Annotated in this window: 19 protein-coding genes; 9 read left to right on the top strand and 10 right to left on the bottom strand. The window is 57.9% G+C overall.

Going from position 1 to position 19479, the window contains the following annotated elements:
* The first annotated feature begins 68 nt into the window (after positions 1 to 68).
* The 5 genes from mtgA (at position 69) to HZ995_RS05480 (ending at position 5536) form a co-directional block, all read left to right on the top strand.
* Entirely contained in the window at positions 69 to 794 is a 726-nt protein-coding gene (mtgA, locus tag HZ995_RS05460; RefSeq protein WP_209357653.1) for a monofunctional biosynthetic peptidoglycan transglycosylase, read from the top strand.
* A 73-nt stretch (positions 795 to 867) separates the two neighbouring features.
* Complete coding sequence (gene fzlA / locus HZ995_RS05465; RefSeq protein ID WP_209357654.1) at positions 868 to 1533, top strand: FtsZ-binding protein FzlA; 666 nt, start codon at positions 868 to 870, stop codon at positions 1531 to 1533.
* A gap of 103 nt (positions 1534 to 1636) precedes the next feature.
* Positions 1637 to 2689, top strand: a complete 1053-nt coding sequence (queG, locus tag HZ995_RS05470) for a tRNA epoxyqueuosine(34) reductase QueG (protein ID WP_432417989.1) — start codon at positions 1637 to 1639, stop codon at positions 2687 to 2689.
* 42 nt (positions 2690 to 2731) lie between these two features.
* The gene (locus HZ995_RS05475) at positions 2732 to 4738 is read left to right on the top strand and encodes a hydantoinase/oxoprolinase N-terminal domain-containing protein (RefSeq protein WP_209357656.1); all 2007 of its coding nucleotides are present in this window, start codon (positions 2732 to 2734) and stop codon (positions 4736 to 4738) included.
* A gap of 21 nt (positions 4739 to 4759) precedes the next feature.
* A complete protein-coding gene (locus HZ995_RS05480; protein ID WP_209357657.1) occupies positions 4760 to 5536 on the top strand; it encodes a cyclase family protein in 777 nt (258 codons plus the stop codon).
* A gap of 20 nt (positions 5537 to 5556) precedes the next feature.
* On the opposite strand, the gene msrA is transcribed toward HZ995_RS05480, so the two are convergent.
* The 6 genes from msrA to HZ995_RS05510 form a co-directional block, all read right to left on the bottom strand.
* Positions 5557 to 6060, bottom strand: coding sequence for a peptide-methionine (S)-S-oxide reductase MsrA (msrA, locus tag HZ995_RS05485; RefSeq protein WP_209357658.1), 504 nt, complete (start codon positions 6058 to 6060; stop codon positions 5557 to 5559).
* Positions 6057 to 6506 (bottom strand): peptide-methionine (R)-S-oxide reductase MsrB, encoded by a 450-nt coding sequence (msrB, locus tag HZ995_RS05490; protein WP_209357659.1) that lies wholly within the window; start codon positions 6504 to 6506, stop codon positions 6057 to 6059. Before msrB ends, msrA begins: the two co-directional genes overlap by 4 nt.
* 94 nt (positions 6507 to 6600) lie before the next feature.
* Positions 6601 to 7356 carry an SDR family NAD(P)-dependent oxidoreductase gene (locus HZ995_RS05495; protein WP_209357660.1) on the bottom strand — a complete coding sequence of 252 codons (756 nt, stop codon included), beginning with the start codon at positions 7354 to 7356 and terminating at the stop codon, positions 6601 to 6603.
* Between the two features lie 63 nt (positions 7357 to 7419).
* Complete coding sequence (locus HZ995_RS05500) at positions 7420 to 7833, bottom strand: thioredoxin family protein (RefSeq protein ID WP_209357661.1); 414 nt, start codon at positions 7831 to 7833, stop codon at positions 7420 to 7422.
* Positions 7834 to 7845: 12 nt separating this feature from the next.
* Entirely contained in the window at positions 7846 to 8562 is a 717-nt protein-coding gene (locus HZ995_RS05505) for a cytochrome c biogenesis CcdA family protein (protein ID WP_209357662.1), read from the bottom strand.
* Positions 8563 to 8701: 139 nt separating this feature from the next.
* Positions 8702 to 9409, bottom strand: a complete 708-nt coding sequence (locus tag HZ995_RS05510; RefSeq protein WP_209357663.1) for a GNAT family N-acetyltransferase — start codon at positions 9407 to 9409, stop codon at positions 8702 to 8704.
* Between the two features lie 88 nt (positions 9410 to 9497).
* Between HZ995_RS05510 and HZ995_RS05515 the strand changes: the two genes are divergently transcribed.
* On the top strand, positions 9498 to 10889 hold the full coding sequence (locus HZ995_RS05515) for a PLP-dependent aminotransferase family protein (RefSeq protein WP_209357664.1): 1392 nt from the start codon (positions 9498 to 9500) through the stop codon (positions 10887 to 10889).
* A gap of 56 nt (positions 10890 to 10945) precedes the next feature.
* On the opposite strand, the gene HZ995_RS05520 is transcribed toward HZ995_RS05515, so the two are convergent.
* The 4 genes from HZ995_RS05520 to HZ995_RS05535 form a co-directional block, all read right to left on the bottom strand.
* The gene (locus HZ995_RS05520; protein WP_209357665.1) at positions 10946 to 11233 is read right to left on the bottom strand and encodes an HU family DNA-binding protein; all 288 of its coding nucleotides are present in this window, start codon (positions 11231 to 11233) and stop codon (positions 10946 to 10948) included.
* Between the two features lie 151 nt (positions 11234 to 11384).
* Positions 11385 to 12857 carry an AMP nucleosidase gene (locus HZ995_RS05525; protein WP_209357666.1) on the bottom strand — a complete coding sequence of 491 codons (1473 nt, stop codon included), beginning with the start codon at positions 12855 to 12857 and terminating at the stop codon, positions 11385 to 11387.
* Complete coding sequence (gene ade / locus HZ995_RS05530) at positions 12854 to 14662, bottom strand: adenine deaminase (RefSeq protein ID WP_209357667.1); 1809 nt, start codon at positions 14660 to 14662, stop codon at positions 12854 to 12856. The genes HZ995_RS05525 and ade overlap by 4 nt, the downstream gene beginning before the upstream one ends.
* 88 nt (positions 14663 to 14750) lie before the next feature.
* Positions 14751 to 15683, bottom strand: a complete 933-nt coding sequence (locus HZ995_RS05535) for a GlxA family transcriptional regulator (protein ID WP_209357668.1) — start codon at positions 15681 to 15683, stop codon at positions 14751 to 14753.
* A 75-nt stretch (positions 15684 to 15758) separates the two neighbouring features.
* On the opposite strand from HZ995_RS05535, the gene HZ995_RS05540 reads away from it, so the two are divergent.
* The 3 genes from HZ995_RS05540 to HZ995_RS05550 all read left to right on the top strand — a co-directional run bounded on the left by HZ995_RS05540 (position 15759) and on the right by HZ995_RS05550 (position 19478).
* Entirely contained in the window at positions 15759 to 16922 is a 1164-nt protein-coding gene (locus HZ995_RS05540; protein ID WP_209357669.1) for an acyl-CoA dehydrogenase family protein, read from the top strand.
* Positions 16923 to 16924: 2 nt separating this feature from the next.
* A complete protein-coding gene (locus HZ995_RS05545; protein ID WP_209357670.1) occupies positions 16925 to 17230 on the top strand; it encodes a SelT/SelW/SelH family protein in 306 nt (101 codons plus the stop codon).
* A 217-nt stretch (positions 17231 to 17447) separates the two neighbouring features.
* On the top strand, positions 17448 to 19478 hold the full coding sequence (locus HZ995_RS05550) for an acetate--CoA ligase family protein (RefSeq protein ID WP_209357671.1): 2031 nt from the start codon (positions 17448 to 17450) through the stop codon (positions 19476 to 19478).
* Position 19479 lies beyond the last annotated feature (1 nt).

Genomic DNA, 19479 nt, shown 5'->3' on the forward strand with positions numbered 1-19479 from the left:
GAAAACCAGCAGTGACGCGTATCTCGTGAAGAGATAGAGTGGTGATGCAGTCAATCGGGTCCAGATAAATGGCCAAAAGGGCAAGACCTAGAAAAAAGACAACAAAGAAGGTCGGGTGGTTCAAACGACAACGCCAGCGGATTCGGTTGGTGGTTGTGCGCGGATTGCTCGGAGTCAGTGCTGTGTTTTTATTAGCGATTGCTTTTTACGGGTTGGTCGATCCTCCGACCACATGGACCATTTATTCAGAACGCGAACGCCTCGGAGAGGTCGATTTCCAGTGGGTCGACGCTGATGACGTTGCACCCGTTGTGTTCCGCTCTGTTGTGGCGGCAGAGGACGCCAATTTCTGCGACCACTGGGGCTTTGACATGAGCGCGATCCGAGACGCCATCGCGGATGGCGCAGACCGAGGTGCTTCGACCCTGACCCAACAGACTGTGAAAAACGTCTACCTCTGGCAGGGCCGCAGTTGGGTGCGCAAGGCGCTCGAGGCGGTGACCACGCCTTTTGTCGAGCTGATCTGGACCAAACGGCGAATCCTAGAGGTCTATGTGAATGTTGCCGAGTTTGACGAAGGCGTCTTTGGCGTGGACGCGGCCGCTCAACATTATTTCGGGGTTTTACCCTCGCAACTTAGCGCAGCGCAGGCCGCGCGGCTGGCAGCGATCCTGCCCAACCCGAAACAACGTTCGGCCAGCCGCCCCAGCAACGCCGTGGTCAGACGCACGGCACAGATTATCGATGGGGCTGCCACCATCCAAAAAGACGGGCGCGCTGCCTGTTTTGAGTAAGGCAACACTCAGCGGTTGAAACCCGCTCTGGATTTCTGCAATTAGGAAGAGACTTCGTCTCACTTGGTGACATATGGCCCGTCTCTTTCACGCCCCTCTTTCTCCTTTCTGCCGCAAAGTGCGCCTGAGCCTTGCGGAAAAGAAAATCGAATGTGAGCTCGTGGAAGAACGCTATTGGGAGAAGGATGCAGATTTCCTGCGCCGTAACCCGGCTGGCAAAGTGCCCGTGCTGCGGATGGGCGAGAGAACCATGTCCGAAAGCGCAGCAATCTGCGAGTATCTGGAAGAAGCCTATCCTGAACCCGCTCTGCTGCCCAAAGGGGCGGATAAACGCTATGAAGTCCGTCGTCTGGTCAGCTGGTTTGACGACAAATTCCACGCCGAGGTGACCAGCAATCTTCTTTATGAGCGGGTCAATCGCAAACTGCATGGCACGGGCTATCCTATCAGTTCGAACGTCAAGGACGGCGCAAAGGCGATCAAATATCACCTCGACTATATGAATTGGCTGTTGGAACACCGTCGCTGGCTGGCTGGCGATATGATGACTCTCGCGGACTTCGCGGCAGCGGCGCATTTGTCGTCTCTGGACTATATCAGCGACGTGGACTGGAATCGCTCGCAAGCGGTCAAGGACTGGTATGCGACAATCAAGTCGCGTCCGGCGTTCCGATCCATTCTGGCAGATCATGTTCCAGGCTTCCCGCCCCCGCCCCATTACGCGGATCTCGATTTCTGATAGGTAACTGAGGGGCCGTCTGCCCCTCTGAGCGGTCGCGCGTTGCGCGCCCACCCATTCACCCCGAGGATATTTCGGGCAAGAGAAAGCGTTCGGTTTGGATCTGAAAGCACGAGTATTGGCCGAAGCTGAGGCGGTGGGATTTGACCTATGCCGTATCACGCGGCCTGATGCTGTGCCTTGGGTGCCGGAAGGCCTGCGTGGATTTTTGGAGGCTGGGCATCACGGTCAGATGGGCTGGCTCGCGGATCGGGTGCATTGGCGCGAGAACCCTGCAGCTCTGTGGCCTGAGGCGCGCTCTGTGATTGTATTGGGCGAAAGCTATACGCCCGAGGTCGATCCGCTGGCGGTGCATGGGATGGCAGATCGTGCGGCGATTTCGGTTTATGCACAGAACAAGGACTATCATGATCTGGTCAAGAAGCGGCTGAAGCGACTGGCGCGTTGGTTGATTGCCGAGGTGGGATGCGAGACCGAGGTAAAAGTCTTTGTCGATACAGCACCTGTGCCTGAGAAAGCTTTGGGACAGGCGTCAGGGCTTGGGTGGCAGGGCAAACACACGAATCTGGTGAGCCGCGATTTGGGCAGTTGGTTCTTTATCGGATCGGTCTTTACCACGGTTGAATTAGAGCCTGATCCACCTGAAATCGATCATTGTGGATCCTGCCGCGCCTGTCTGGATGCCTGCCCGACGGATGCCTTTCCGGCGCCAAATCAGATCGACGCGCGACGGTGCATTTCTTATCTGACCATTGAACATCACGGGCCGGTGGATGAAGAGTTACGCCCCCTGTTGGGCAATCGCATTTACGGCTGCGACGATTGTCTGGCGGCCTGTCCGTGGAACAAATTCGCCATTGAAGCGCGTGAGATCCGATATCACGCGCGGGACGATCTGATCGCGCCCAAGCTGGCCGAATTGGCCGCGCTGGACGACGCCGGATTCCGCGCGAAGTTTTCGGGCAGTCCGATCAAACGCATCGGGCGCAACCGTTTTGTGCGCAATGTGCTTTATGCGATGGGGAACTCGGGGATCACCGACTATATCCCCCAGATCGAAGGACTCAGCCAAGACCCTGACGCCACGGTCGCAGATGCCGCGCAATGGGCCTTGGCGCGACTGCGGGATGTCGCGAATGGGGTTGATCGGGGGTAATCCACAGGGTAGCCCTCGGCGACCACGAGGGGAGAGAACCACATGAGCCTGGCGCTGGGTGTTGATACCGGAGGAACCTATACGGACGCAGTGCTGATCCGGGATGAGGCCGAGGTGATTGCCTCCGCGAAATCCCTGACAACGCGCCATGATCTGGCCGAGGGTATAGGCGGCGCGGTTGAGGCGGTTTTGAGCCAATCTGGTGTTGATCCTGCTGATATTTCTCTGGCCTCATTGTCCACGACTTTGGCGACCAATGCTTTGGTTGAGGGACAAGGCGGCCGCGTGGCACTGGTCTTGATCGGGTTTAAGGAAAGCGACCTTGCGAAACACGGCCTAAGTGATGCATTGGCGGGAGACCCGTCAGTCGTGCTTGAGGGCGGCCATACCCACGCTGGCGGTGAAAAAGCACCCTTGGATGAGGTTGGGCTTTTGAACTGGCTGACCCAATATGGTGACGGCGTTTCAGGCTTTGCGGTCGCCGCGCAGTTCGCCACGCGCAACCCGGCGCATGAGCAAGAAGCGCTGCGCCTGATCAAAGAGGCCACAGGCAAACCGGTCACCTGCTCGCATCACCTGTCTTCGAAATTGAACGGGCCGAAACGCGCGCTCACCGCGATCCTGAATGCGCGGTTGATCGGGATGATCGACGGGCTGATCTCACGCGCGGAAACGCGGCTGACAGAGCTGGGCATCACTGCTCCCTTGATGGTTGTACGCGGCGATGGCGCATTGATTTCGGCGGATTTTGCGCGCGAGCGCCCGATTGAAACGATCCTGTCGGGCCCTGCGGCCTCTATCGTCGGTGCACGCTGGATGACGCAGGCCGACCACGCCCTCGTCAGCGATATTGGCGGCACCACGACCGACGTCTGCCTATTAACGGACGGGCGCCCTGCGATTGACCCGGACGGTGCGCGCGTGGGTCCATTTCGCACGATGGTCGAGGCTGTTGCAATGCGCACGACAGGCCTAGGCGGCGACTCAGAGGTCCACTTCGTAGGCGAAGGCCTCAAGGGCGGAGTCACCCTTGGTCCGCGCCGCTTGTTGCCTATCTCATTGGTGGCGCTTGACGCGCCCGAGATGGTGCATGAGGTTCTGGACCGCCAATTGGGCAACAGCGCGCCCGGCGATCACGATGCGCGTTTTGCGCGGCGTGTCCTGGGTAAGACACCTGTGGGTCTTGAGGGGCGCGAGGCGGATCTTTTGGACCGTTTGGGCGATAGTTTGCGTCCATTTGGCGATGTGCTTCGCAACCGGCTCGACGCCAAGGCCTTGCGACGTCTGGTTGAGCGCGGATTGGTGCAGATCGCTGGCGTGACTCCATCGGATGCAAGCCATGTTATGGGTAAGGTCTCGGTTTGGGATCGTGACGCGGCAGAGAAGGCGCTGATGCTGTTTGGCCGCCGTCGCACGGGCGCGGGAAACCCCTTGGCGAAATCCGCCATCGACATGGCAAAGATCATCATCGATCAGCTGACGGATCAGACCAAATGGGCTTTGCTAGAGACTGCTTTCGCCGAAGAGGCCCATGATTTTGCCGGAACCTCTGCGGATCTGGCGCGGTCGAACATGTTGGCGGCGGCGCTCTCGGGGCATCGTGGCATTCTGCGGATGGATGCGGGGCTTAACCTCCCGGTGATCGGCTTGGGTGCCTCTGCCAAAAGCTACTACCCTGCGGTCGGCAATGCGCTGAATTGCGAGATGATCTTGCCGGACCATGCAGGGGTTGCCAATGCGATTGGGGCTGTGGTCGGGCAGGTCACAATCCGGCGACGCGGGACAGTGACGTCACCGTCCGAGGGCCGGTTCCGCGTGCATCTTGATGCGGAACCCGAGGACTATGGCACGGCCGAACAGGCGATGAAACGGCTTGAAGACTGGCTGCGCGCTGGCGCCCTTGAGGACGCAAAAGCGGCTGGCGCTGAGGGTATTCAGGTCACAGCTCTGCGCGACGTGAAATCCGCTCAGGCTGAAAACCGTGAGGTATTCATCGAGGCCGATATCCTTGTCGAAGCCTCTGGTCGCCCGCGTATTGCGGTGGAATAGAGCCTCATTTCGGAGAACCCCATGCCGCGTCGTTTCGTTGATCTTTCCGTGCCTTTGGAAATGGGGATCGTGTCTGATCCCCCGATCATGTTGCCTGAAATCGAATACTTAACCCATGACCAAACCGCCGAGCAGGTGATGTCCTTCTTTCCGGGCCTCGCCAAAGAAGATCTTCCAGGCGGCGAAGGTTGGGCGATTGAGCGCCTCAAGGTCGCGACCCATAACGGCACACACCTGGATGCGCCCTACCACCACCATTCAACCATGAACAACGGGGAGCGCGCGATCACTATCGACGAAGTCCCACTGGAGTGGTGCATGAACACCGGCGTGAAACTGGATTTCCGCCATTTTGAGGACGGCTATGTCGTCACAGCCGCCGATGTTGAAGCCGAGCTTGACCGGATCGGCCATACCCTCAAGCCCTTGGATATTGTCGTTGTGAACACGTCGGCAGGGACGCATTACGGCCAGCCCGACTATTTTCTCAAAGGCTGCGGTATGGGGCGTGAGGCGACGCTTTTCCTGACGGAACGCGGTGTGCGCGTCACGGGCACGGATGCCTGGAGTTGGGACGCGCCGTTTGCGCTGACCGCCAAGGCCTATGCAGAGACCCAAGATCCATCCTTGATCTGGGAAGGCCATCGGGCCTCGATGGAGATCGGCTATTGCCACATTGAAAAACTGACAGCCCTAGAAGAGCTGCCAGCCACTGGGTTTGAAATTTCGTGCTTTCCGTTCAAGATCAAAGGCGCATCAGCAGGTTTTGTACGCGCCGTGGCGATCTTTGAGGACTGACCTTGGCGTGAAAGCAGCGCCTATTCAGCCGCTCGTTTTGGCAAAACCCAGCCCGCACGTGGGAAGTGACAAGTGTAGCCGCGAGGGTTCTTCACCAGATAGTCCTGATGATAGTCCTCAGCCTCCCAAAAATCGCTGACCGGTTCGACTTCGGTGACCACTTTCCCGGGCCAAAGGCCTGACACATCGACATCCGCAATGGTGTCCAGCGCGACGGCTTTCTGTGCCTCGTCGACATAGTAGATCGCCGAGCGATAGGACGTCCCGATATCATTGCCCTGACGGTTCACCGTGGTCGGGTCGTGGATCTGGAAAAAGAACTCCAGGATCTCGCGATAGGAGGTCTGAGCCGGATCAAAAATAATCTCGATGCCTTCGGCATGGGTGCCATGGTTGCGATAGGTCGCGTTCGGCACATCGCCGCCGGTATAGCCAACGCGGGTTTTCAGAACACCTTTTTGGCGACGGATCAGATCCTCCATGCCCCAGAAACACCCCCCGGCCAATACTGCACGTTCACTCATGCTACGTTCTCCACTTGATCGATATAGGCGCCATAGCCTTCGGTCTCCATGTCATCGCGATGCACGAACCGAAGGCTGGCTGAGTTGATGCAATAGCGCAAACCACCCCGATCCTGAGGTCCGTCCGGAAAGACATGCCCCAGATGGCTGTCGCCATGTTTTGAACGCACCTCGGTGCGGATCATACCATGCGTGGCGTCGTGGTGTTCGGTAACATGAGCCGCTTCGATAGGTTTGGTAAAGCTCGGCCAGCCACAGCCCGATTCATATTTGTCGGAACTGGCAAACAAAGGTTCACCCGAGACAACATCGACATAGATCCCGGGCTCTTTGTTATAAAGCAATTTCCCTGAACCAGGCCGTTCGGTCCCGCTTTGTTGCGTCACCCAGAACTGCTCGTCCGTCAGATTTGCGATGACATCAGGGTCTTTGCGATATTGGGTCATAAGAACCTCCAAATATGTGTCCTGTCCAATAGATGGCGCGCGTCGTTGGAATTCAAAGGTTTGTTGCCATAATCTGACAGAGCTGTGAACGCGATTACGACTTGCGCAAAGCTGGCAGGCCAACACCGGTTGAGTCAAATCCACCATCAGCCGCCAGGATCTGCCCCGTAATATAGCTGGCTTTGTCAGAGGCTAGAAAACAAATTGCCTCTGCGATCTCTTCTTCGCTTCCATAGCGATTGAGAGGAATGGCATCATGATAGGCATCAATGATGTCCTGCGAGTGCACAGCCATCGCGAGCTTGGTTCGCACAGGGCCAGGGCACACACAATTTGCTCGAATTCCGTATTCGCCCAATTCCGCGGCTTGCTGTTTCGTCAGTTGGATCACAGCCGCTTTTGACGTGCCATACGCCACGCGCAGGGTAGACGCGCGCAGGCCCGAGATTGAAGCGATATTCACTATGTTGCCCTTGGTCGCTTTCAAAACTGGTGTCGCCGCTTGAGACATAAGAAAGACCCCATCCAAATTCGTTGCCATAACGCGACGCCACCGTTCGAAATCGGTCTCTTCAATTGGCCCAAAGTCGGCGACGCCTGCGTTGTTAATCAATGCATCGACTTGGCCAAATGCGCTCAGCGTCTTTGAAAGGATATCTTCGACGTCGCTGGGATTTGAGACATCGCACTCAATAGGAAGAACCTGTTCTAAATCTGCGGATGCAGAGGTCAGCTCGGCACCATCCCAATCGACCATTGCAACGCGCCAGCCTGATTTCAGGAACAATCGCGTGGTCCCGAGACCAATGCCTCTCGCGGCTCCGGTAACCAAAGCGACTTTCTGTGTCATGTGCATTCATCTCTTGGGTTGTGTCCCCAAGAGATGGCACATGGGGTTTGCTCAGGCAACGCCTTAGGAGGTTGCGGTCGCCGCCTCGAGCGCGATGTCCAGCAACCCGCCGATCGCGCGCGCAGAGCTTTTCGCATAGACGCGGCCCAATTCCTGATCGCCCTTTAGAACGATATGAGTAGAACGGCTTGGCACGTTCCATTTTTTGGTCAGGCTGCTACCGCCCCAGCGATCAAAATCCACGTCGATGAAAACGATGTGCTTGTCGTAGGCTGGGTTTTCCTCGCGGAGCACGTCCAGACGGCGCGCCATCGCACGGCAGGTTGAGCACCAGTCGGTTTTGAAATCCACATAGACGGTGTCGCCAGCGGCCAGGTGTTTTTCGATCAGGCCTTTGGTGTAATCCACCGAGGCATAGCCCAGTGCGGGCACAGTCGATACGGCGGCAGTCAGAAGCATAAAGTCACGACGGTTCATGTTGAAATCTCCTTAGAACGCGACAGAAAGGTCCAGAAGCCAAAGCGGCATGCGATCCAGCAGCCAGGCTTCGATGATATGGTGCCAACGGAAAAAGAGCATCAGTCCGACGGCGGTGAAAATCAGGCCCATCAGCGGGCGGGCGGCGGTGGCGATTTTGCGCAGCGTGTCCTGACGGCGCATCAGGGCGGCGCGGGCGCCGTAGCCCAGCGCGAGGATCAACGTAGATACGCCCAGTGCAAAAAACACCATGATGAGGGTCGCCCAGGCCAGAGACTCGCCTTGCGAGGCCAAAGAAATTGCGCCGCCGAGGGTGGGCCCAACGCAGGGGCTCCAGACCATGCCCAAAAGAAGGCCACCGAGGAATTGGCCCCTTAGGGTCGAGCGATCGATCTGATCGAGCTGGCTGTCTGCAGAAGACGCCACCCCAGCGGTCGCGAGGGAAAAGGCAGAGGAAAAGCGCGGAATGAGCAGGATCAGACCAAAGCCAATCATCAGAACCGCGCCTGCACGGGAAATGTCGTCTGTGGTCAGTCCGATGGCATATCCAAATGCCGTGATTGATACGCCCAGCACCACAAAGGATAGGCTCATGCCCAATGCCATCACCGCAGGTCCATGGCGATGCGCCTGCAACGCTGAGGCCACAACAATCGGCAACACCGGCAGAACGCAGGGGTTGATCAGGGTCAAAAGCCCCGCGAGATAGGCAAAGAACAGCAATTCCATGGGCGCACCATGGCCCATGCGGTGTTCGATGTCATTTCACAGAGCAGGCGTCACGCTTCAAGAATGCGTGTGTGGATTGACACATTCCACAAAGGGGCGTTGCCCCTCGCAGGCCTAGCCTGCTCACCCCAGAGTATTTTCAGCAAGATGAAATGAGGGTGCTTAGGCTCTGGCGTTGGGTGCCCTCTGAGTCGAAGTTGTCAGGTGACAGCCATGCGTCATGCGCTGCTTTGATCTTCGGCCAGTCCTGATCGGTAATGGCAAACCACGCGGTGTCTCGGTTGCGGCCTTTGTAGACCAGTGCTTGACGGAAGAGGCCTTCGTATTGAAAACCGAGACGGATGGCTGCGCGGCGGGATGGCGCGTTCAAAGCGTCGCATTTCCATTCATAGCGGCGATAGCCGAGATCCTCGAAAGCATAGCGCATCAGAAGGCTCATGGCTTCGGTGGCGGCTGGGGTGCGTTGCAGGACAGGCGCATAGGCGATGCCTCCGACTTCTATGCTGCCAGCGTCGGGTTTGATCCGCATGAGGCTTGCTATGCCGATGGGTGCGCCTTCTGTGTCGAGGATGGCAAAATAATGCGGATCCTTGGCGACTTCATACGCGGCAATCAGCCTTTCGAAGTCTGCAAAATTCTCGAACGGGCCTACATACATATAGGTCCAGACTGACGCCGATTCGTCCCGCGCATAGGCATCATAGAGCGCCCGCGCGTGGGCTTTGGCAGACAAAGGTGCGACCGAGCAATAGCGGCCTTTTAGCACGCGGCGCTCTGGCCATTTTGCACCGGTCCAACCGAGCACATCTTCTCCGATGGGTTGGCCGAGGTGATTTCTGCGCGTCATGAGATCGTCCTTGATGTTTCGCCTCACCTCACATGATATAGGACTTGAATAAACACCCAATTTTTGACTTTTCAAACAGACCAATCTGATGTCATCGACCTGGCTTGCCTTCACCATCGACCGTAGCAAAAAGACCCCGGTCTTTGAGCAGATCTGCGACGCCTTGCGTCGGGACATTCGCAAAGGGACCAAACCGAAGGGCACGAAGCTCCCGCCGACGCGGAGCTTTGCCGAGGAATTAGGCGTATCGCGCTCGACGGTCGTCATGGCCTATGAGCAACTGGTGGCCGAGGGCTATATCGAAGGCCGACAAGGGGCGGGCTATGAGGTCTGTGTCGTCGAGACACCTGAAATTGACGTGGTGCCTGCACCGACCGGCCTGAATAGCCTTCCACCCGAGGATGCGCCTTATGGATTTCTGTCAGGCAATCCGGACATGCGTCTGTTTCCATATCGCGCCTGGGCCAAAACCGTAGCACGGGTGGCGCGCAAACGACCCGAGGATCTATTGGTGTCGCAGTCGTTACAAGGGTTTCCGGCCCTGCGCGAGGCCATTGCCGAGCATGTGCGGGAGTGGCGCGGGGTGCGTGCGGTTCCAGAGCAGATCTTTGTCACCGCAGGATCGATTGAGGGCCTAGAACTTTGTCTGCGAGCCCTGAGCAAAGCGGGTGATCCGATCGCCTTGGAAAACCCGGGATATCAGCCCATGAGACGGCAAGTCGAAGCCATGGGGATGCGTACGGTTGATATGGCGCTGGACGATCAAGGTGCCTGCGTGCCCGAACAAGAGGCGGCCTTTGCGGTGCTAACACCTTCCCACCAATATCCCCTAGGCGGCACAATGTCGGCCAACCGCCGCCAGGAATTTCTGGCCTGGGCGGGAGCGACGCAAAGCTGGATCGTGGAAGACGATTACGACAGCGAGTTTCGCTTTGCCGGACGTCCGATCCCTGCGATGGCGGGGTTTGATGATCTCAATCGCACGATCTATGTGGGTAGCTTTTCCAAGGTATTTTCCTCTGGCTTGCGCTTGGGCTACGTCATCCCTCCTTTGGCGTTGCGAGATCGTTTCGCACAGATGCTCCGGCGCTTTGGCAGCCGCGCCAGCGTCACGCCGCAGGCTCCATTGGCGGAGTTCATGCAAAGTGGTGAGTTCTATCGCCACCTTCGACGTGTCCGGCGGCACTATGGGCGCAGACGTGCGTTCCTGCTTGAGGCCCTCGCGCGGGATTTTGAGGATATCGGAGCGGTCAAAGATCATCAGGCGGGCATGCAGATCGCGCTACACTTGAAACCTCATCTAAACGACCGCCACATCGAAGAGCTGGCCGCGCATGCAGGCGTCACAGTGCAGGCCTTGTCACGCTTTTATGCAGGAACGCCTAAAGGAAACGGCTTGGTTCTGGGCTATTGTGGTATGAACGAGGAAGAAACCGCCGACGCGTTAGCGATTTTGCGGTGGGTTTTTGATCAGCGATAAGGCAAAAGAAAAGGGTCGCCGAAGCGACCCTCTCTCATAAACAGGAAAGCCAGAGCTTAGCCGTTCACGCTGTCTTTCAGCGCTTTGGCGATGGTCATTTTCACAACCTTGTCTGCTTCTTTCTTGATCTGCTCGCCGGTGGCTGGGTTGCGCACCATGCGCTCTGGGCGCTCGCGGCAGTAGATTTTACCAACGCCTGGCAGGGTGACAGCGCCACCGCCAGAAACTTCGCGGGTGATCAGCGCGCATACGGCGTCCAGAGCTGCACCAGCGGATTTTTTGTCAGACCCCATTTCCTCGGCCAGAGCGGCGACGAGCTGAGTTTTGGTCATCGGTTTTGCCATTTTATGGTCTCCTTAAGTCTGCCCGTGTTTTGGGCCTCATCGCCAACATTTAAAGGGCTTTTCGCGACGAACACAACGAAATGCTGAACCATTGACGCCGAAATCAGCCGAAAATCGCAAGTTTCGTCGGGTTATCCACAGAAAATTTGCATCAGAGGAAGGCGGTTTCGTCAAATGACCGCAATTTCCGCGAATGCAGACGTTCCAATGGCATATCCCTTAGGGACTCCATCGCACGGATTCCAATCAACAAATGGCGCGCAACCTGCGTCTTGTAAAAGTCGCTGGCCATGCCCGGGAGCTTGAGTTCTCCGTGGAGGGGCTTGTCGGAAACGCAAAGCAGCGTGCCGTAGGGAACACGGAACCGGAATCCATTTGCGGCAATCGTTGCGCTCTCCATATCCAAAGCAACGGCGCGCGACTGGCTGAGGCGCTGTACGGGACCGGATGTTTCGCGGAGTTCCCAGTTGCGGTTGTCGATGGTGGCAACAGTGCCCGTCCGCATAATGCGTTTCAGCTCAAAGCCCGAGAGTTCGGTGACATCGGCCACAGCGTTCTCTAGCGCGACCTGGATTTCCGCAAGCGGCGGGATCGGCACCCAGATCGGCAAATCGTCGTCCAAGACGTGATCTTCGCGAAGGTAGGAATGGGCGAGGACAAAATCGCCAAGGCTTTGGGAATTCCTGAGGCCTGCGCAGTGGCCGACCATCAACCAAGCATGCGGACGCAACACCGCGATGTGGTCCGTCGCCGTTTTCGCGTTCGATGGGCCGACCCCGATATTGACCAAAGTGATCCCTGAGCCGTTTTTGCGTTTCAAGTGGTAGGTCGGCATCTGCGGCTGTTTCTCAACCATCGGGATCTCGGCATCTGCGGTCGTGATCTCGTGGTTTCCAGTCGACACAAAGCTCGTATAGCCGCTGTCGGGATCCGCGAGCATCTTGCGGGCGTAGGCCTCAAACTCGCTGAAATAGAACTGGTAGTTCGTGAAGAGAACGTGGTTCTGGAAATGCTCGGGCGCTGTGGCGGTATAATGCGCCAGACGCGCCAACGAGTAATCCACGCGCTGTGCCGTGAAGGGGGACAAAGGATGTGCTTCGCCATCCTTGGTGACATCCACTCCATTCACAATGTCATCATTGGTGGTGTCGAGATCCGGCACATCAAAGATGTCGCGCAATGGAAAGCTGGCAGAGCCCATTTGCGGGACTTCGACATCGCTGGGCACCGCGAAATGCACCGGAATGGGCGTGTCCGAATAGCCGATCTCAACGCCAACACCGTGGTTCTCGATCAACAGACCAATCTGTTGTTCAAGATAGTGCCGAAACAAGTCGGGACGTGTGACGGTGGTTGCATAGACGCCGGGTTCTGCGACATGGCCAAAGGACAGGCGGCTGTCGATGCCTGCGAAACTGGTCGTGGTGATCCGGATCTCTGGATAGAACGCACGAATTCGGCGACCTTCGGGGCCGTTGGCCAGAGTCGTCGTGAATTTCTGCGTCAGAAATTCAGTGGCCTCCGCATAAAGGCTGCAGAGGCGATCAACCGCGGCCTTCGCATCGGTGAAGCTTTCGGTCGGTGTCGCCACGACGGTTTCAATCGGAAGAGATACGGGCGTCATTGCACGGCCTCAATTACATCAGTCATTTCAAATTTGGTCACGTCCACAAGGCCAAGGTCGCTGATCCTGATTTCAGGGATCACAACCAGCGCCAAAAGCGAATGCTGCATGTAGGCATTGTTCAGCGTACAGCCGCAAGCCTCCATGGCGTCGACCATGTTTTGCGCCTTTGCAGAGACTGTTTTCGCGGGCTCGTCGGACATCAGGCCCGCGATGGGCAATTCGACCAAAGCGATCTCTTTGCCGTCTTTAAAGACGGTCACGCCACCGCCGACGTCTCCCAACCGATTGGCCGCCAGAGCCATGTCTTCATGGCTGGTGCCGACGACGATCATATGGTGGCTGTCATGCGCGACGGTCGAGGCCATCGCCATGCGCCCCTCATAGCCAAAGCCGCTGACGAACCCATTCACCGTGGTGCCCAGCGCTTGGTGGCGCTCGACCAGAGCGATCTGGCAGACGTCTTTCTCGACGTCCATTTGTACAAGGCCATCTTCGACGGCCAGTTCGGCCTTTAGCGCCTTCGTGGGCGCTTGGTTTTCCACAACGCCGATGACATTCGCCGTCACCGCATTCGCACCCTCTGGTGCTTTGATGTGGAAGTCCTCTGCAACGCGGGTTTTGCCCAGATGCACCGTCTGACGCGCATGGTCTGGCCAGTTGAGGTGCGGGCAATCCGCCAACCCTTCTCCATCCTTCGCGATGGTCACGCCACCGGCAATCACATGCTCGATTGGGAGCGTTTTCAGATCCGACGTCAGGATCACATCCGCCCGTCTTCCGGGTGTTATAGAGCCTAATTCCCGCTCTAATCCGAAATGGGTCGCCGTATTGATCGTCGCCATCTGAAGCGCCACCACAGGGTCGCATCCACAATCAATCGCATGGCGCACAACGCGGTTCATATGGCCATCATTGACCAAAGTCCCCGAGTGGCAGTCATCCGTACAAAGGATGAAATTCCGAGGATCCAGCCCCCTTTCCGTCACCGCCGTAATCTGGGTTTCCACGTCATACCACGCAGACCCCAACCGCATCATCGAGCGCATCCCCTGACGCACCCGCATGATCGCGTCGGCTTCGCACGTGCCTTCGTGATCATCCGCCGGCCCTCCGGCCGCATAGGCGTGGAAATTCGGACCCAGATCGGGCGAGGCATAGTGGCCACCAATGGTCTTGCCCGCCGCCTGCGTCGCGGCCATTTCCGCGAGCATCTTGGGATCAGCGTTGATCACGCCGGGGAAGTTCATCATCTCGCCCAAGCCGATGATACCGGGCCAGCTCATGGCCTCGGTGACATCTTCGGGCGTGATTTCATAGCCGGTTGTTTCGAGCCCGGGCGCAGAGGGCGCGCAGCTCGGCATCTGCGTAAAGATATTGACGGGCTGCATCATCGCCTCGTCATGCATCATCCGCACGCCTTCAAGGCCAAGAACATTGGCGATTTCATGCGGGTCGGTAAACATCGTGGTCGTGCCATGCGGGATCACCGCGCGGGCAAATTCTGCGGGCGTCAGCATGCCCGATTCAATATGCATATGACCGTCGCAGAGACCCGGGATCATATAGCGTCCCTCGGCCTCGATGATCTCAGTGTCCTCGCCAATGCAGTGGCTTGCGTCAGGGCCTACGTAGGCAATGCGGCCTTCCACAATCGCGATATCATGATCTGCTAGAATTTCGCAGGTATGCACATTCACCCAGCGGCCTGATTTGATCACCAAATCGGCAGGGGTGCGGCCAGCGGCTGTGTTAATGAGGCGGGGGGCGCTTTCGGCCCATGTTTTTAATTTTTGTTGCTCCATGTCGCACTCTGTCACGAGACTTTGGTCGGTTCAAGCATGTGAAAATGAAGCTTTTGCGAATTCTCTTTCAAGCCAAAGCGAAAACCCGTCAGGCTACATCCGCGGAGCGGAGGTCGCGCGGTGTCGTTCCGAATTCTGACTTGAATGCGCGCGTAAAGGCCGACGGATCATCATACCCGCACCGCAATGCAATTTCGCGCACCGACAAACTGGTTTCTCGCGAGAGTTTGCGAGCTTGATTAAGGCGAAGCCGGCGATAAATCGTGCGCGGGCTAGCCCCATAGGTCGCCTGCATGCGTGTTTCCAAAGCCTTTTGGGTCTGGCCGCAATGCCGGGCAACCTCTCCGATCGAAAGCGGCATTTCCAGATTTGCTGCCATGATAGAGATCGCCTGATCCACCGTCGTGACTTCCCCGCTTGTTGAACGGTCGCGCGCCATCAAAAGCTGCCCCACTTCCAATGCCAGCGCCTGCCCATGGGTTTCTCCAATCAAATGATGGGTCAAATCATACGCGGCGCGTGCCCCCGAGCACGTAATACGATCCTGATCGATCACAAAGCGTTCGCGCACCGTTTCAATGTCAGAAAACCTTTCGGCAAAACCCGTCAGTTCCTCCCAGTGGATGGTGGCCCGATAACCCGCCAAGAGTCCGGCTGTCGCCATCAGCCAAGCGCCCGTATCCAGCCCGGCAATCACCGGATAGCGCGAGGCCGCTGCGCGCAAAGCCGCTTGACTGCGCCACCCTGCGAGCTCACGAAATCCGTAAGAGGGCATCACCGCCAACAAAGCCCCAGAGTGTTGTCCAAGCTGAGAATCTGGCGTCACGCGCAGCCCACTCGAACTGGTCGCTGGCTCTCCGGACAAAGTCAGGATCCGCCAATGATACAAAGGCTTTGCCGAAATCATATTGGCCGCCCTGAGCGGTTCAATCGTATTGGCAAGACATAGGTTCGAAAATCCGTCAAACAGCAGGATATCGAAGGTCTCGGTCTCGGATGTTGATTTTGTCCAATTTGGCATGATTTTGATCTAATCCTGCACGATACCCTTGGTCAAGAGCGGCATGTTGCGCGCAATAACTAAGGAGATTCTGCCATGCACTTCGGCCTCACTGAAGAACAACAAATGATCCAAGATACGGTGCGTGCTTTCGTAGAGAATGAACTCTACCCGCATGAAGCGGAAATCGAACGCACCGGACATCTGGATATGGATGTCATCAAGGACGTTCAGCAAAAGGCGATGGAAGCGGGCCTTTACGCGGCCAACATGCCAGAAGAAGTCGGCGGCGCTGGCCTCGATACGCTGACATGGCTGATGTATGAAAAAGAGCTCGGCCGCACCAACTATGCGCTGCACTGGACCGGCGTTGCACGCCCCTCCAACATCCTGCTTGCAGGAACAGACGAGCAAAAAGAGAAATACCTCTACCCTTGCATGAAGGGCGAGACCTGGGATTGCCTTGCAATGACCGAGCCAGATGCGGGCTCTGACCTGCGCGGCATGAAGGCGACAGCGCGTCAGGACGGCGACGACTGGATCCTGAACGGAACCAAGCACTTCATCTCTCACGCAGATATTGCAGGCTTTGCGATCGTCTTCATGGCGACCGGCGAAGAAGATACGCCGCGCGGTAAAAAGAAACTGATCACAGCGTTCTTCGTCGATAAAGGCACCCCGGGCTTCACCGTCCGCGAAGGCTATCGCAACGTCTCCCACCGTGGCTACACCAACCAGGTACTGGAATTTGACGACTGCCGCCTGCCGGCATCCGCGGTTCTGGGCGAAGTCCACAAGGGCTTCCAAGTGGCCAACGACTGGCTGGGCGCAACCCGTCTGCAAGTCGCAGCAACCTGCTTGGGCCGCGCGGAACGTGCGCTGCAGCATTCCATCGACTATTGCGCGGAACGCAAACAGTTCGGCCAACAGATCGGTAAGTTCCAAGGTGTATCCTTCAAACTGGCCGACATGGCAACCGAGCTGAAAGCCGCAGAGCTTCTGACCTGGAACGGCGGTTGGAAGTTTGAGCAGGGCACCGTGACGGAGTCCGACATGTCCATGGCGAAACTCAAGGCGACCGAAGCGCTGGCGATGATTGCCGATGAGGCTATCCAGATCCACGGCGGCATGGGCCTGATGGACGAGCTACCTCTGGAACGCATCTGGCGCGACGCGCGTGTGGAACGTATCTGGGAAGGCACTTCCGAGATCCAGCGCCACATCATCAGCCGCGAAATGCTGCGTCCGGTCGGCGCCTGATCATGAGCGATACCCCCGCCGCAAAGCCAGTTGTGACGATCACCTATTGCATCGGGTGCAACTGGCTTTTGCGTGCTGGGTGGATGGCCCAAGAGCTTTTGCAGACCTTCAAAGACGATCTCGGTGGCGTTACCTTGGTGCCCGGCGAGATCGGCGGCGTGTTTGAAATAACCCTCGACGACGCGCTCCTTTGGGAACGCAAACGCGACGGTGGCTTTCCAGACGCCAAAGAGCTGAAACAACGGGTCCGAGATATCATCGAACCCACGCGCGATCTGGGTCATCTGGACCGCGCAGACGCACCCTAAGGACTGCCTCCGGCGGGATATTTGTCGCAAGAGAAATAGGGGCGCCTTCTGGCACCCCCGATAGAAAGAAAACCTCTTTCCCTTGCACGGCCATCGGCGTCCCCGCCTGTACCGCAACAATGACGATGCAGAGACTTGGTTAAGAAAACCTTATTCTCTTGCCAAAAATATCCCCGCCGGAGGCACGAACCTTCTGCGCCAACAGTGAGCCAAAGACATGACCCGAGATCTTTCTCGTCTACTTCGCCCGAAATCCATTGCCGTCGTTGGCGGCGGCGCCTGGTGTGCGGCCGTGATCGAACAATGCCAAAACATGGGCTTTCAAGGCGAGATCTGGCCCGTGCACCCCAAAGCCGAAGAGCTTGCGGGCCTGCCCGTCTTCAAAGATCTTGCAGGCCTGCCGTCCGCGCCGGACGCCGTATTTTTAGGTGTGAACCGCTTCATCACGGTCGATCTTGTTGGGCAATTGTCCGCCATGAACGCAGGCGGCGCGGTCTGTTTCGCCTCGGGCTTCCTTGAGGCCTCTGCCGAGGATGAAAACGCAGCGGGCCTGCAAGACAAGCTGCTGGCAGCCGCCGGAGACATGCCGATCCTTGGCCCGAACTGCTACGGCTTTATCAACTATCTCGATGGCGCGCTGCTTTGGCCCGACCAACAGGGCGGCCAAAGCGCAGACACTGGTGTCGCCATCGTCACCCAGAGCTCCAACATCGCCATCAACCTTACCATGCAGAACCGAGGCCTGCCGATCGCCTATATGATCACTGCCGGCAATCAGGCCCAGATCGGCATTGCGGAACTTGGCCGCGGGCTGCTGGATGACTCGCGTGTCACGGCTCTGGGTCTGCATATTGAAGGTTTCGGCGACCTGCGTGCATGGGAAGAGCTCGCGGCTTACGCGAAATCCGTGAACAAGCCGATTGTCGCCATCAAGGTCGGAAAGTCTGCGCAGGCGCAGGCGGCGACTGTGTCTCATACTGCCTCGCTTGCGGGCGGAGATGCAGGCGCCGCAGCGCTTTTGAAACGTCTTGGGATTGCGCGGCTGGATGACCTCGCGTCCTTCCTTGAAACGTTGAAGCTGTTGCATGTGACGGGGCCGCTACCCTCCAATACAATCGCCACAATGAGCTGCTCTGGCGGCGAAGCCAGCCTTGCTGCTGACACGGCCCATGGCCGCGATCTTGTCTTCCCTCCCTTAAATGACCGCCAGAAAACCGACCTGCGCGACGCCCTCGGCCCGATGGTCGCCTTGGCCAACCCGCTGGACTATCACACCTATATCTGGCGCGATGTCCCTGCCCTGACCAAGACTTTTGCCGCCATGGTCGACCCGCAGCTCGCCATGACCATGCTGATCCTCGATCTGCCCCGCACGGATCGCGGAGACCCCGAGGACTGGCTGGAAACCGTCAAGGCCCTGATTGCCGCCAAAGAGCAAACCGGCGGCAACTTTGGCCTCGTCGCCACCCTGCCGGAACTCCTGCCCGAAGACTTGGCCCAAGAGCTGACCGCAGCGGGCATCGTCGCCTTTTCCGGCCTCAATGAGGCCATGGCCGCCTGCGAAGCCGCGGCGATGAGCCCAAGCGAAGAGCGTGCCCCCCTGCTTTTGCCAACCCCCACGGTCACACCTGAATTGGTCAACGAAGCCGAAGCCAAAACCGCACTCGCAGGCTTTGGTCTGCGCATCCCCAAGGCTCAGCAGGCCCCGGGCAAAGACGCCCTGTCCGCAGCCATCGAAGCGGTCGGCATGCCCTGCGTGATCAAAGCCGAAGGCCTCGCCCACAAGTCCGACGTGGGCGGCGTCTATCTGGCACGTGACACAAAGGAAGAGGCCATTGCCGCAGCCCACGCCATGCCGTGCGAGACATGGCTTGTCGAAGAGCTGGTTGACGGCACCATCGCCGAACTCTTGGTCGGCGTTGTGAAAGACCCGGCCCATGGCTTTGTCCTGACGCTCGCGGCGGGCGGTACCTTGACCGAACTTCTGCAGGACGGGCGCTCTTTGCTCGTTCCAGCCGGTGATGCCGAGATCACCGAAGCCCTCTCAGAGCTGCGTATCGCCAAACAGCTCAACGGTTATCGCGGCGCGGCGCCTGCGGATATGCCTTCCGTGCTTGCAGCCATCCGCGCTGTGCAGGACTATGTCATGGCAAACGCCGAAGGGCTCGAGGAGATCGAGATCAACCCGCTGCTCTGCACCGCTGAAACTGCGGTTGCGGTCGACGCGTTGATCCGCCGTAAGGACTAAC

Origin of the sequence: Cognatishimia activa (genome assembly GCF_017798205.1) — a bacterium.
GTDB lineage: Bacteria > Pseudomonadota > Alphaproteobacteria > Rhodobacterales > Rhodobacteraceae > Cognatishimia > Cognatishimia activa_A.

What these genes read in the sequence shown, in the direction of transcription:
- HZ995_RS05505 (WP_209357662.1), bottom strand. Translation starts at nt 8,562, where the DNA reads ATGGAATTGCTGTTCTTTGCCTATCTCGCGGGGCTTTTGACCCTGATC.
- HZ995_RS05535 (WP_209357668.1), bottom strand. Translation starts at nt 15,683, where the DNA reads ATGCCAAATTGGACAAAATCAACATCCGAGACCGAGACCTTCGATATC.
- HZ995_RS05480 (WP_209357657.1), top strand. Translation starts at nt 4,760, where the DNA reads ATGCCGCGTCGTTTCGTTGATCTTTCCGTGCCTTTGGAAATGGGGATC.
- HZ995_RS05525 (WP_209357666.1), bottom strand. Translation starts at nt 12,857, where the DNA reads ATGACGCCCGTATCTCTTCCGATTGAAACCGTCGTGGCGACACCGACC.
- HZ995_RS05540 (WP_209357669.1), top strand. Translation starts at nt 15,759, where the DNA reads ATGCACTTCGGCCTCACTGAAGAACAACAAATGATCCAAGATACGGTG.
- fzlA (WP_209357654.1), top strand. Translation starts at nt 868, where the DNA reads ATGGCCCGTCTCTTTCACGCCCCTCTTTCTCCTTTCTGCCGCAAAGTG.
- HZ995_RS05475 (WP_209357656.1), top strand. Translation starts at nt 2,732, where the DNA reads ATGAGCCTGGCGCTGGGTGTTGATACCGGAGGAACCTATACGGACGCA.
- msrA (WP_209357658.1), bottom strand. Translation starts at nt 6,060, where the DNA reads ATGAGTGAACGTGCAGTATTGGCCGGGGGGTGTTTCTGGGGCATGGAG.
- HZ995_RS05500 (WP_209357661.1), bottom strand. Translation starts at nt 7,833, where the DNA reads ATGAACCGTCGTGACTTTATGCTTCTGACTGCCGCCGTATCGACTGTG.
- msrB (WP_209357659.1), bottom strand. Translation starts at nt 6,506, where the DNA reads ATGACCCAATATCGCAAAGACCCTGATGTCATCGCAAATCTGACGGAC.
- ade (WP_209357667.1), bottom strand. Translation starts at nt 14,662, where the DNA reads ATGGAGCAACAAAAATTAAAAACATGGGCCGAAAGCGCCCCCCGCCTC.
- HZ995_RS05515 (WP_209357664.1), top strand. Translation starts at nt 9,498, where the DNA reads ATGTCATCGACCTGGCTTGCCTTCACCATCGACCGTAGCAAAAAGACC.
- HZ995_RS05510 (WP_209357663.1), bottom strand. Translation starts at nt 9,409, where the DNA reads ATGACGCGCAGAAATCACCTCGGCCAACCCATCGGAGAAGATGTGCTC.
- HZ995_RS05520 (WP_209357665.1), bottom strand. Translation starts at nt 11,233, where the DNA reads ATGGCAAAACCGATGACCAAAACTCAGCTCGTCGCCGCTCTGGCCGAG.
- HZ995_RS05495 (WP_209357660.1), bottom strand. Translation starts at nt 7,356, where the DNA reads ATGACACAGAAAGTCGCTTTGGTTACCGGAGCCGCGAGAGGCATTGGT.
- mtgA (WP_209357653.1), top strand. Translation starts at nt 69, where the DNA reads ATGGCCAAAAGGGCAAGACCTAGAAAAAAGACAACAAAGAAGGTCGGG.
- HZ995_RS05545 (WP_209357670.1), top strand. Translation starts at nt 16,925, where the DNA reads ATGAGCGATACCCCCGCCGCAAAGCCAGTTGTGACGATCACCTATTGC.
- HZ995_RS05550 (WP_209357671.1), top strand. Translation starts at nt 17,448, where the DNA reads ATGACCCGAGATCTTTCTCGTCTACTTCGCCCGAAATCCATTGCCGTC.